We start from the raw sequence: 12,113 nt of genomic DNA on the forward strand, positions 1-12,113 counted from the left end.
TTTGCTCACTTTTACGGCGTATCGGCCCCTGATTTCCGCCCTAGCGCCCCACCCGCCCCTTGTCCAGGCCACCTTTCCCATGTGCGTCGATATGTCAACGAGTAGGGTGATCGTCCACCCCGCATTGTCCTTCTGAGGGGCGAACCCCTCTGGAAGATCCTCGCGAAGACGAGCACACTTTCGGGGATGAGCGACCTCGCGTCCTCCCGCCCCGTGCCAGACGAGCAACCGGACCCGCGCCCCGGTGGCCCTGCCGACGTGTCCGGATTGTTCCCAAGCTCGTCGGAGCTGTTCGTACCGGCAGCCCGGGAACCCTCGGACCTGGACGAACTGGCCCTGAGCCCCTTGGCCGAGGTGATCGCCGACCTGGCGGACCTGCGCTCCCCGGACCCGGACCAGCCGTCGCCCAGTCCCGACATGTCGGACTTTTCATCTTTTTCCGATGAATTCCGCCATTTTTCCCCGCCGGTCGCGCGCCCGCACCCCCGCGACGTGCACGATTTCGACCCGATCGACGCGCTGATCTCCGGCTCGGAGGACGCGGAACCCACGGCGCGCAGCATCGCCGCCCTGCTGAGCTCACCGGCCGCGACCGCGGCCGAGCTGGCGGACGCGGTCGCGTGGTGCTACGACGACGCCGCGCTCCCCCTACTGCTGCCGCTGGCCCACCACCCCGACGCGGGCGTGCGCCGAGCCGTGGCCCAGGCCCTCCCGAGCGTCCTCGGCGAGGCCCCACCGGACGACACCATCCACGCCCTGATCCTGCTGAGCGCCGACCGCGACAACGACGTCCGCGACTGGGCGTGCTTCGCGCTCGGCACCCAGCTGTCGGAGCTGGACTCGACGACCGTGCGCAACGCGCTGGCCGCGCGCCTCGATGACCCCCACGACGACACGCGTTGCGAGGCGCTGCTGGGCCTGGCCCGCCGCCGCGACACGCGCGTGCTGCCGGTGCTGCACGAGCGCCTGGCCCGCGACAACGTCTACTCGCTGGAGATCGACGCCGCCGGCGCGCTCGGCCACGCGTCCCTGCACACCCTCGTCCGCGGCCACCTGTCCGGCTGGGACGACGACGTGGTCGTGCGCGTCTGCGCGGCGCTGCGCCTCACCGACCCGGACGGCGTCGGCGACGACCTCCTCGACGGCCTGGCCGACTGGTTCCGCGCTGGCGCCCCGCACGCGACGGACGAGGACCGCTACTGGTGGTCGGTAACGCTGCAGCTGCTCGAGCACGCCGAGTACCGCGCGCCCGAGATCGCCGAGCAGGTCCACTACCGCCTGCAGTCCGCGGAGCCGGCCACCGCGCTGATGCTCGGCTCGCGCCTGTCCCAGCTGGCCGGCGACCACGGCTGGCCGCGCTGGCGGCCGAGCCACTAGCCACACCGAGCCACTAGCCACACCGAGCACCGAGCACCGAGCACCGAGCACCGAGCACCGAGCACCGAGCACCGAGCCGAAGAGCCGAAGAGCCGAAGAGCCGAAGAGCCGAAGAGCCGAAGAGCCGAAGAGCCGAAGAGCCGAAGAGCCGAAGAGCCGAAGAGCCGAAGAGCCGAAGAGCCGAAGAGCCGAAGAGCCGAAGAGCCGAAGAGCCGAAGAGCCGAAGAGCCCGTCACTCACCCGAATCCGCGGCGAACACAGGTCCGAGGTGGGTGTCGTTCCGCTTTGTTACACCATACCATGACCGACCTAACTGATCACGGTTTTCGATGCAATGCGCGACGACGAAACTACTCCCCGTGAATCAGCTCCACCAGGCGCGTCAACACGTCCGGGTCCGTCTCCGGCAGCACGCCGTGGCCGAGGTTGAAGATGTGTCCGGGCGCCTTGGCACCCTCCCCCAGCACCCGCCGCGCCTCCGCCGCCACGGCCTCCCACGGTGCCATCAGCACGCACGGGTCGAGGTTGCCCTGCAGCGGCCGCCCCGGCACCCGGGACGCCGCGACGTCCAGCGGTGTGCGCCAGTCGACGCCCAGCACGTCCGCGCCCGCCTCCGCCATGGCTGGCAGCAGCTCCGAGGTACCGACGCCGAAATGAATGCGAGGACAGCCGGCGAGGCCGGAGAGCACGGCCCGCGAGTGCGGGAGCACGAACCGGCGGTAGTCCGCCTCCGACAGCGCCCCCGCCCACGAGTCGAACAGCTGGATCGCGTCCACCCCGGCGTCGATCTGCACCTGCAGGAAGGTGCGCGTGATCTCGGCGAGGCGCTCGCACAGGGCGTGCCAGACGTCGGGCGCGCCGTACATGAGCGCCTTGGTCAGCACGTGATGCCGGGACGGTCCGCCCTCGATGAGGTAGCTGGCGAGGGTGAACGGCGCGCCCGCGAAGCCGATGAGGGCCGTGGAGCCCAGCTCGGCCAGCAGCAGGCGAATGGCTTCGGCGATGAAGGAGACGTCGCCGGTCTCCAGCGGGCGGATCGCGGTCACGTCGGTCATGGTGCGCACCGGCGAGGCGATGACCGGGCCGGTGCCGGCGACGATGTCGAGGTCGATGCCGGCGGCCTGCAGCGGCACCACGATGTCGCTGAACAGGATCGCCGCGTCGACCTTGTGCCGGCGCACCGGCTGCAGCGTGATCTCGCAGACGAGGTCGGGGCGGCGGCAGGATTCCAGCATGCCGATTCCGGCGCGCAGCTCGCGATATTCGGGCAGGGACCGTCCGGCCTGACGCATGAACCAGACCGGGGTGTGGGGCACGGACTCGCCCCGCGCGGCGCGCAACAACAGCTTCGTCATCGGGTCCATCGTTTCACTCACTGTGCACGGGCGGCGCGGCGGCACCCCCTACGCACGTTTCGGTCTTAGTCTTCCGTTATGGCGCCATCGACCGCGACTCCCCCCACGTTCACCCGGGCGGTGGAGGATTTGCGCGCCGTGACCACCCGGCCGGAGATCACCCTCGAGGAGGTCCCGGCGCCGCAGCGGCTGGCTCCCTTTGCCCATGCCATCAGCGGCACCGTGCTGCGCCACGGCGACGAGGTGGCCACCGGCCGGCTGATCCTCCTGCACGACCCGGCCGGCCACGACGCGTGGGACGGCACGATGCGGCTGGTGACGTACGTGACCGCCGAGCTCGAGGCCGAGCTGGCCACCGATCCGCTGCTGCCCGGCGTGGGCTGGAGCTGGCTGGTGGACGCGCTCGACGGGCACGGGGCGGCCTACACGGCGATCGGCGGCACGGTCACGCAGACGATGTCGACGCGCTTCGGCGACCTCGCGGGGCCGCCGGCCGCGGCCGACCTGGAGATCCGGGCCTCCTGGACCCCGACGACCGAGGACATGCAGTCCCACGTGCACGCGTGGTGCGCGCTGCTGGCCTCGACGGCCGGCCTGCCGCCGCCGGGAGTGACCGCCCTGCACGCATGAGTAAAGCCCCCGTCGGACGACGGGGGCTTTGCTCGCAGTACTAAATCCCGAGGATGGTCTGCGCCTCGTTGCAGGGCTTGTCCATCTCGTTGATCTTGTTCTGCATCGTGGTCTTGTCGCCCGCGGCCGAGGCGTCGAGGGCCTCGAGCAGCAGCTTCAGGCACTGGCCGATGACGTCACGCTGGCGCTTGGCCTCGGTGCTGTCGGCCTGGGTGCCGCGCAGGTCCTGCTGGGACTTGGTGAGCTCGTCGGCCTTGGCCTGCAGGTCCTTCTTGGTCTGGTCGAGGTCCTTGTTGGTCTGGTCGAGCGAGGCCTGGCGCTGCGACGACTGCGACTCGGACTTGGTGAGCTTGTCCGACTTCTGGACGTACAGCCCGACGAAGACGCCGGCGGCGATGACCGCCAGGGCCAGGAGGCTCGCGAGCAGCGGCACGGCGATGCCGCGCTTCTTCGGCGGCTCGACCGGCGGGTAGCCGACCGGCTGGCCCGGGAAGCCGCTGGTGGGCGGGCTGGAGACCGGGCCGTAGGCCATCGGCGGGCCGGACATCGGCGGGCCCGACATGGGGGGCGCGGACATCGGCGGGGCCGGCTGCTGCATCGGGGCGGTCGGCGGGGCCGAGACCGACGGGTCGAGGTTGTAAGAGGACTCGCCGTACGTCGGCAGCTGCGTCGTGCCCTGGTCGTGGACGGGCTGCGGCTGCGGCGGCACGGGCTGGCCGTACTGCGGCGGCTGCTCGCCGTAGGGCGACTGGGGAGCGGCGGGGTAGCCGCTGACCGGGGCCTGGGGCGGCGGCGGGTATGCGCCGGCCGGGGCGTTGGGGTCGGGGAAGCCGTATCCGTCGTTCGGGTTCCCCTGGGGGCTGCCGGGGTATGTCATGTTCTCTTCCTCCTGGTGGTCCTGCCGGGCAGCGCCCCGGCGGGAGTCGTACGACCGGCGCGTCCGGGGCGCCGGTGGGTGGTGCGGCCCCGCTGGCTCAGCAGACCGCCGGGACGGTTTCGCAGACCACGGAGATCGGGATGGCCAGGCCGATGCCTTCGGCCTGCTGGGCCTTCAGCGTCGCGACGCCGACCACCTCCTTCTTGGCGTTGAAGACGGGGCCGCCCGAGTTGCCCGGGTTGATGGCCGCGTCGAACTGCATGAGCGCCTCGCCGCTGAGCGTGCGGAACGCGCTGACGACGCCGGTGGTGACGGTGTCCTCGAGGCCCATCGGGGAGCCGATGACGAGGACGGGCTCGCCGACCTTCGGCACCGCGGCCGCGGGCGCGAGCTTGGTGAACTCCTCGTCGGTGTGCAGCACCGCGAGGTCCTTGTCCGGGTGGACCTCAATGATCTTGGCGGGGAAGCGCTGGTCGGTGCGCTCGAGATTGACGTCCTTCTCGCCCTTCTCGTACGCGTCGGCGACCACGTGGTAGTTGGTGATCAGGTTCGTGCCGCCGCCCGAGGGGGCCTTGCCCAGCGCGAACCCGGTGCCGATGGCGTATTTGGTGGTGACCCGGAAGACGCTGGGGCGCACGGACTCGGCGACCGCGGCGGCATCGAGGCTGCCGCCGGTCTTCTGCTCGAGCTTGTCGGCGCGGTCCTCGAGCGCCTTGAGCCGGGCGGCGTCGTCGGTCGCGGCGGACTTGGCGGTGGCGTTGGCCTTGTCGACCTTCTTCTCGAGGTCGACGATGAGCGCGGTCTGCACCCCGACGACGACGAGCAGCAGCACGGCGAGCGCCAGCGCGATCCCGGCCAGGGGGCTGCGCCGGGGCGGGGCGGACATCGAGGCCGGACCTGCCGACACCGGACCTGCCGACACCGGGCCCGCCGACACCGGCCAGGAACTGGTGGGCTGCGAAATCGAGCTGGTGGGCATCGCCCCGGTCTGGGTGATCCGAGGGGGAAGTGGACCGAGTCGTTCCGGGTCGTCGCCGGCCGCGTGCCGCGGCCGGTCGTCGAAGCCATCGGAACTGCCGGAAGCCACCGGGTTGGAGGGGTCATACCCGGCCGTCATGCTTCTCGTTTCCTTCCTGTCACGGTTCCACCCGTTTCGCCGGAGTGTGAAGGGCGTCCGGCGATACCGCAGTCGGCCCTCACCCTAAACGGCGGGCACAAGTGCCGCGACCTCCGATGCAGCCTGTGTAAGTAACCGGACCGCCCGCGCACGCGAACCGTACCGGCTACACGGACGGCCTGTCCGTCCCGTTCACGGTGTCTCTACACACTCAAGAACGCCGACGCGCCGGACCGGCTGCACACAGGGACCTATGGCGCAACGTACGGTTGTCGCGTGACCGACGAACCCCCCACGCGGCGTCGGGACGAGGAGCCAGACAGTCCGGGCAATCCGGACCACCAGACCGAGCCCGTCCTGCTGACCGCCCCCCGAGACGGGACCCCCGAGCCGATCGCGGACCGGGCCGAGCTGGCGCGCGCCGTCGAACGGTTCGCCCAGGGCACCGGCCCGGTGGCCGTGGACGCCGAGCGCGCCTCCGGCTACCGGTACACGCACCGCGCCTACCTGGTGCAGCTGCGACGAGCCGGATCCGGCACGGTGCTCATCGATCCCCTGCCCTTCGGCCAGCTGCCCGAGCTCGACGAGGTGATCTCGCCGACCGAGTGGATCCTGCACGCCGCCAGCCAGGACCTGCCGTGCCTGACCGAGCTCGGACTGCGCCCGACCCGGCTGTTCGACACCGAGCTGGCCGCCCGGCTGTGCGGGTTCGAGCGGGTCGGGCTGGCCGCGCTGACGGAGTCGCTGCTGGGGTACACCCTGGAGAAGCACCACTCCGCCGCCGACTGGTCGACGCGCCCGCTGCCCGCCTCCTGGCTGACGTACGCCGCCCTCGACGTCGAGCTCCTGCTCCAGCTGCGCGACACCCTCACCGAGGAGCTGGCCAAGCAGGGCAAGACCGAGTGGGCCGCGCAGGAGTTCGCCGCGCTGGTCGCCTCGGCCGGGGACCCGCCGCGGGTGCGCGCCGATCCGTGGCGGCGCACCTCGGGCATCCACCGCGTCCGGGGCGCCCGCGCCCTGGCCCGCGTCCGCGCGCTGTGGACGGCCCGGGACGAGATCGCCCAGCGCCGAGACGCGAGCCCCGGCCGGGTCCTCGCCGACGCCGCGATCATCGCCGCGGCCGAGGCCGACCCGAAGGACGAGCGCTCGCTGCTGGCCCTGGCCGGGTTCGGCGGGCGCTCGGTGCGCCGGCTCGCCCCGACCTGGCTCACCGCGCTCTCCGACGCCCGCGCGCTGTCGGACAAGGAGCTGCCGACCACGCCGCCGTCGGAGGGGCCGCCCCCGCCGCACCGGTGGGCCGAGCGCGACCCGGTCGCGGCGGCGCGGCTGGCGCGGTGCCGGGAGCTGGTGACCGGGCTCGCGGGCGCGCACCAGTTGCCGCCGGAGAACCTCATCACCCCGGATTCGGTACGCCGCCTGGCCTGGTCGCCCCCCGAGGAGCTCACGGCGGACGCCGTCGCCGCGGTGCTCTCGGGCTACGGGGCGCGCCCGTGGCAGGTCGGCCTCGTGTCCCCGGGACTGACGGAGGCGCTCAAAACGACCTGAAACGGTGGTGAAAGGGTTCACAGCCCCCAGTGACCTACTGGCGAGTAACATGGCCGGTAATTCGTTGCTAGGAGGACTCCGTGCCCCGTGCTGTCCGCGACGTCGTCTTCGTCGACGGCGTGCGCACCCCGTTCGGCAAGGCCGGTGGGATGTATGCCAACACCCGCGCCGATGACCTGGTCATCCGCTGCATCCGCGAGCTGCTGCGGCGCAACCCGCAGCTGCCGCCGGAGCGGGTCGACGAGGTGGCCATCGCGGCCACCACGCAGACCGGAGACCAGGGCCTGACCATCGGCCGGACCGCCGCCCTGCTCTCCGGCCTGCCCAAGACCGTCCCCGGCTACGCCATCGACCGCATGTGCGCGGGCGCCCTGACCGCGGTGACCACCGTGGCCGGCGGCATCGCGTTCGGCGCCTACGACGTCGCCATCGCCGGCGGCGTCGAGCACATGGGGCGCCACCCGATGGGCGAGGGCGTCGACCCCAACCCGCGCATCCTCGCCGAGAAGCTCGTCGACCCGTCCGCGCTGGTGATGGGCTCCACCGCGGAGAACCTGCACGACCGGCTGCCCGGCATCACCAAGGAGCGGGCCGACCGGTTCGGCTACGCCTCGCAGGTGAAGACGGCCGCCGCCTACGCCGCCGGCAAGCTGCAGCCCGACCTGGTCAGCGTCGCCACCCGCGACCCGGAGACCGGCTGGGGCCTGGCGACCGTCGACGAGGCGCCGCGGGAGACCAGCCTGGAGAAGCTCGCGACCCTCAAGACGCCGTTCCGCCCGCACGGCCGGGTCACCGCGGGCAACGCGGCCGGCCTGAACGACGGCGCCACCGCGTCGATCATCGCCGCCGAGGAGGTGGCCCGCGAGCTCGGGCTGCCGGTCGGGATGCGGCTGGTGTCCTACGGCTTCGTCGGCGTCGAGCCCGAGGTCATGGGCTTCGGCCCGGTGCCCTCGACGGAGAAGGCGCTGCGGCTGGCCGGGCTCACCATCGACGACATCGGCCTGTTCGAGCTCAACGAGGCGTTCGCCGTGCAGGTGCTCGCGTTCCTCGACCACTTCGGCATCGCCGACGACGACCCGCGCGTGAACCCGTGGGGCGGCGCGATCGCCGTGGGCCACCCGCTCGCCTCCTCGGGCGTGCGGCTCATGACCCAGCTGTCGCGGCAGTTCGCCGAGCGGCCCGACGTGCGCTACGGCCTCACCGCCATGTGCGTCGGCATCGGCATGGGCGCGTCGGTGATCTGGGAGAACCCCAACTGGGAGGGTGGCAAGTGACGGCGCTGACGAACCCGAACGAGGTCGTGACGAAGGCGCTGCTGCGCTTCGTGACCCTGCCGAGCCGCGAGCGCGCCGCGCTCATCACGCTCGACAACGGCTTCGACCACACCAAGCCGAACTCGTTCGGCCCGGGCGGCCTGGCCAGCCTCGAGGCCGCCGTCGACGAGGCGATCGCGGCGGCGCCGAAGTTCATCGCGCTGACCGGCAAGCCCTACATCTTCTGCGTCGGGGCCGACATCACCGCCATGCCCCTGCTGACCGAGCACGCGCAGGCGGTGGAGCTGGGCCGGTTCGGTCACCGGGTCTTCAAGAAGTTCAAGGATTCGCCGGTACCGACCTTCGCCTTCATCAACGGCGCGGCGATGGGCGGCGGCCTCGAGGTCGCGCTGCACTGCCACTACCGGACCGTCTCGTCCGGCGCCGCGGCCCTCGCCCTGCCCGAGGTCGCGATCGGCCTCGTGCCCGGCTGGGGCGGCACCCAGCTGCTGCCCAACCTCATCGGCATCGCCCCGGCCGCGCAGGTCATCCTGCAGAACCCGCTCACCCAGAAGCAGCTCAAGCCGGCCCAGGCGCACGAGTTCGGCATCGCCGACGCGATCTTCGAGCCGGCCGACTACCTGGAGCGCTCCCTGGCGTGGGCCGAGGGCGTGGTCGACGGCGAGATCACGGTGACCCGGCCCGAGATCGACCGGGACATGTGGGACGGGGTGCTGTACTTCGCCAAGCACCAGCTCGACGAGCGCCTCCACGGCGCGGTGCACTCGGCGAACACAGCACTCGAGCTGCTCGCGCTGGCCAAGGACGCGTCGTTCGAGGACGGCACGGCGGCCGAGGACGAGGCGCTGGCCGGCCTGATCATGGGCGACCAGGCCCGGGCCAGCCTCTACGCCTTCGACCTGGTGCAGCGGCGCGCGAAGCGGCCCGCGGGCGCCCCGGACCGGAACCTGGCCCGGGACGTCACCAAGGTCGGCATCGTCGGGGCCGGCCTCATGGCCTCCCAGCTGGCGCTGCTGTTCGTGCGGCGGCTCGAGGTCCCGGTCGTGCTCACCGACCTCGACCAGGAGCGCGTCGACAAGGGCGTCGGCTACGTCCACGCCGAGATCGACAAGCTGGTGAGCAAGCGGCGCCTGGACGCGGGCCGGGCCGCGAAGTACAAGGGGCTCATCGGCGGCTCGGTCGACAAGGCCGCGTTCGCCGACGCCGACCTGGTGCTGGAGGCGGTCTTCGAGGACCTCAAGGTCAAGAAGCAGGTGTGGGCCGAGGTCGAGGCCATCGTCCGCGACGACTGCGTCCTGGCCACCAACACCTCCTCGCTGTCGGTCACCGAGCAGGCCGCCGACCTCGCCCATCCGGAGCGGGTCGTCGGGCTGCACTTCTTCAACCCGGTCGCGATGATGCCGCTGCTGGAGATCGTGCGCGCCGACCGGACCGACGACGCGACCCTCGCGACCGCGTTCGCCGTCGGCAGGGCGCTGAAGAAGTCCTCGGTCCTGGTCAAGGACGCCCCGGCCTTCGTGGTCAACCGGCTGCTGACCCGCTTCCTCGGCGTGGTCACCGCCGCGGTCGACCACGGCACCCCGATCGGCGTGGCCGACTCCGCGCTCGACCCGCTGGGCCTGCCGATGCGCCCGATGGCGCTGCTGAGCATGGTCGGCCCGGCCGTCGCGCACCACGTCGCCGAGACGCTGCACCACGCGTTCCCGGACCGCTTCGGCGTCTCGGCCAACCTGGCCAAGGTCGTCGGGGCCGGCAAGCGGGGCTTCACCGACGCCGAGGGCAACCCCGACCCCGAGGTCCTCGCCCTGCTGGAGGTCGGCGACTCCCCGTCGACCGCCGAGCAGCTGCGGGCCGAGGCGACCGAGGCGCTCGCGCGCGAGATCCGGCTCATGCTCGACGAGGGCGTCGTCGCCGACGCGCGCGACGTCGACCTGTGCATGATCCTCGGCGCGGGCTGGCCGTTCCACCTGGGCGGCGTCACGCCGTACCTGGACCGCGAGGGCATCTCCGAGAAGGTGACCGGCGCTCGCTTCCTGCCCGAGGGCGCGGCAAACGCCCCGAAAGAGTGAACAGATACTGAAATATCGGACTGCGAACCCCGCCCGCGCCTAGCGTTGGCGGGGTTCGCGGTCCCCCCGGCCCGAGCGCGGAGCCAGCTCGATCCCGGGGGTGCACCATGCGCAAAACGATCTTCGTCGTGGCCGGCATGCTGGCGGCCGCACTGGTGCCCCCGTCCGGCGCCCAGGCCGCGAGCGTCGGCGCCACGGTCGTCTCGCCCAAGCGCCCGCTGAACGTCCGCGCCGGCGCGGCGGTCTGGACCCGCTCCCTGCGCACGCTGCCCAACGGCACCGCGGTCGCCATCGAGTGCCAGGTGAAGGGCCAGCTCATCGACCAGGGCCCGGTCCGCGTCACCGACCAGTGGGACCGGCTCACCGACGGCTCGTTCATCAGCGACGCGTGGGTGCGCCGCCCGCAGGCCGCCCCGCCCCCGTGCACGGCGGAGCAGCAGACCGCCGCCCCCGCCGCCGCTCCCGGCGCCCCGACGACCGCCGGCACCGTGGCGTCGGGCGCCATCCCGCTGAAGACCCGCGGCGGCCCGGCCCGCAGCGCGATCCTCTACGCGGGCCTGCCCAACGGCACCCCGCTCAACATCGCCTGCCAGGTCCAGGGCGAGCAGATCACCGGCACCCTGCGCGTCACCGCGATGTGGGACCGCCTCGACTCCGGCGCGTACGTCTCCGACGCCTACGTCAACCGAGGCGCGACCCCGCCGTCGTGCACCGCCCCCGCCGCGGCCCCGCCGGCCGCCGCCCCGGCCCCCGCGGCCGCCCCGCAGACCGGCGGCGCCCCGGTCGCCGAGGCCGGCCGCTGGGTGAGCCCGCTGCCCGGCTTCTCGGCCCGGCCCGGCTTCCGCACCCCGACGAACCCCAACCACGTGGGCGTCGACATCATGTCGTTCGTCGGCACCCCGATCCACGCGGCGTCGGCCGGCACCGTGGTCGAGGTCGTGTGCAACATCGAGGCCGGCCACAGCTGCGACCAGACGGGCAGCGCCTCGGTCGGCGGCTGCGGCTGGTACGTGAAGATCCAGCACGCCGGCGGCATCTCGACCCTGTACTGCCACATGGTCCGCAAGGGCGTCGTGAAGCCCGGCCAGAAGGTCGCGGCCGGACAGGTCATCGGCTACGTCGGCAGCTCCGGCAACTCCTCCGCCCCGCATCTGCACTTCGAGGTCCACGTGAACACCCCGCCGACCTCGCCGGGCAACGCGATCGACCCGCTGCCCTTCATGCGCACACACGGCGCGCCGATCGGCTGAGCCGGGCCGCGGCGCGGAATCAGCCGGCCGGCAGGCGGCTGACGACGCTGTGGGCGCGGCCGCTCAGTTCCCGGTCCAGGGTCTCCTGGGCGTCGCGCATCGCGTCGGCGTACCGCGGCTCGGCGAGGCGCCGCATGCCCTCCTCGGGCGCGACGTCCTCGACCACCGCGCTGATCCACCAGATGTTGCCGAACGGGTCGCGAATCCGGCCGCCCCGCTGCCCGAAGGCATGGGTGGCCGGCGCGGTGACCACGCGGGCCCCGGCGGCGACGCCGCGCTCGATCGCCCGGTCGGCGTCGGCGACGAAGACCCGCAGCAGCGACGGCATGGCCGGCCAGTCGGGCAGCCGGTCGAAGGCGAGCAGGACGGTGTCGCCGACGCGGATCTCGGCGTGACCGATCGTCCCGTCCTCCAGCCGCACGCGGCCCGTCTCGACCCCGTCGAACACCGCGGTGACGAAGTCCAGCAACTGCCCGGTGTCGGGCGTGACGATCCACGGCGCGACGGTCGTGTACCCGGCGGGTGGGGTGCTGCTCATGAACTCTCCCTCATGTCGTGGTGGAACTTCGCCCCACGGTAGGGCCGGTATAGGCCAATTTCCGTCCTAGTCGCGGGTCAC

At 72.4% G+C, this 12,113-nt stretch carries 10 protein-coding genes; 6 read left to right on the forward strand and 4 right to left on the reverse strand.

Annotation, left to right across the window (positions count from 1 at the left end; translation table 11 throughout):
- The first annotated feature begins 186 nt into the window (after positions 1–186).
- Positions 187–1,377, forward strand: coding sequence for a HEAT repeat domain-containing protein (locus AC6JBM_RS35200; protein WP_497978272.1), 1,191 nt, complete (start codon positions 187–189; stop codon positions 1,375–1,377).
- Positions 1,378–1,727: 350 nt separating this feature from the next.
- On the opposite strand, the gene hemE is transcribed toward AC6JBM_RS35200, so the two are convergent.
- Positions 1,728–2,741, reverse strand: a complete 1,014-nt coding sequence (gene hemE / locus AC6JBM_RS35205) for a uroporphyrinogen decarboxylase (protein ID WP_497978273.1) — start codon at positions 2,739–2,741, stop codon at positions 1,728–1,730.
- Between the two features lie 69 nt (positions 2,742–2,810).
- On the opposite strand from hemE, the gene AC6JBM_RS35210 reads away from it, so the two are divergent.
- Positions 2,811–3,362, forward strand: a complete 552-nt coding sequence (locus AC6JBM_RS35210) for a DUF3000 domain-containing protein (protein WP_350623890.1) — start codon at positions 2,811–2,813, stop codon at positions 3,360–3,362.
- Positions 3,363–3,402: 40 nt separating this feature from the next.
- Here AC6JBM_RS35210 and AC6JBM_RS35215 read toward each other — a convergent pair whose 3' ends face one another.
- Complete coding sequence (locus AC6JBM_RS35215; protein WP_497978274.1) at positions 3,403–4,239, reverse strand: hypothetical protein; 837 nt, start codon at positions 4,237–4,239, stop codon at positions 3,403–3,405.
- A 97-nt stretch (positions 4,240–4,336) separates the two neighbouring features.
- On the reverse strand, positions 4,337–5,125 hold the full coding sequence (locus AC6JBM_RS35220) for a S1C family serine protease (protein WP_497978275.1): 789 nt from the start codon (positions 5,123–5,125) through the stop codon (positions 4,337–4,339).
- Between the two features lie 507 nt (positions 5,126–5,632).
- On the opposite strand from AC6JBM_RS35220, the gene AC6JBM_RS35225 reads away from it, so the two are divergent.
- From AC6JBM_RS35225 to AC6JBM_RS35240, 4 genes are all read left to right on the forward strand, one after another.
- Positions 5,633–6,901 carry an HRDC domain-containing protein gene (locus AC6JBM_RS35225; protein ID WP_497978276.1) on the forward strand — a complete coding sequence of 423 codons (1,269 nt, stop codon included), beginning with the start codon at positions 5,633–5,635 and terminating at the stop codon, positions 6,899–6,901.
- Positions 6,902–6,981: 80 nt separating this feature from the next.
- Positions 6,982–8,175 carry a thiolase family protein gene (locus AC6JBM_RS35230; protein ID WP_497978277.1) on the forward strand — a complete coding sequence of 398 codons (1,194 nt, stop codon included), beginning with the start codon at positions 6,982–6,984 and terminating at the stop codon, positions 8,173–8,175.
- Positions 8,172–10,244, forward strand: coding sequence for a 3-hydroxyacyl-CoA dehydrogenase NAD-binding domain-containing protein (locus AC6JBM_RS35235; RefSeq protein ID WP_497978278.1), 2,073 nt, complete (start codon positions 8,172–8,174; stop codon positions 10,242–10,244). The genes AC6JBM_RS35230 and AC6JBM_RS35235 overlap by 4 nt, the downstream gene beginning before the upstream one ends.
- Before the next feature lie 107 nt (positions 10,245–10,351).
- Positions 10,352–11,494 (forward strand): peptidoglycan DD-metalloendopeptidase family protein, encoded by a 1,143-nt coding sequence (locus AC6JBM_RS35240; protein WP_497978279.1) that lies wholly within the window; start codon positions 10,352–10,354, stop codon positions 11,492–11,494.
- 19 nt (positions 11,495–11,513) lie between these two features.
- Here the strand turns inward: AC6JBM_RS35240 and AC6JBM_RS35245 are convergent, their stop codons facing one another.
- Positions 11,514–12,032, reverse strand: coding sequence for a VOC family protein (locus AC6JBM_RS35245; protein WP_497978280.1), 519 nt, complete (start codon positions 12,030–12,032; stop codon positions 11,514–11,516).
- Between the last annotated feature and the right edge of the window lie 81 nt (positions 12,033–12,113).

The organism is Dactylosporangium thailandense (assembly GCF_059739745.1).

Bases quoted from the DNA above. Each gene is read 5' to 3' on its own strand.
- AC6JBM_RS35240 (WP_497978279.1), top strand. From the start codon at position 10,352: ATGCGCAAAACGATCTTCGTCGTGGCCGGCATGCTGGCGGCCGCACTG.
- AC6JBM_RS35220 (WP_497978275.1), bottom strand. From the start codon at position 5,125: ATGTCCGCCCCGCCCCGGCGCAGCCCCCTGGCCGGGATCGCGCTGGCG.
- AC6JBM_RS35245 (WP_497978280.1), bottom strand. From the start codon at position 12,032: ATGAGCAGCACCCCACCCGCCGGGTACACGACCGTCGCGCCGTGGATC.
- AC6JBM_RS35200 (WP_497978272.1), top strand. From the start codon at position 187: ATGAGCGACCTCGCGTCCTCCCGCCCCGTGCCAGACGAGCAACCGGAC.
- AC6JBM_RS35215 (WP_497978274.1), bottom strand. From the start codon at position 4,239: ATGACATACCCCGGCAGCCCCCAGGGGAACCCGAACGACGGATACGGC.
- AC6JBM_RS35210 (WP_350623890.1), top strand. From the start codon at position 2,811: ATGGCGCCATCGACCGCGACTCCCCCCACGTTCACCCGGGCGGTGGAG.
- hemE (WP_497978273.1), bottom strand. From the start codon at position 2,741: ATGGACCCGATGACGAAGCTGTTGTTGCGCGCCGCGCGGGGCGAGTCC.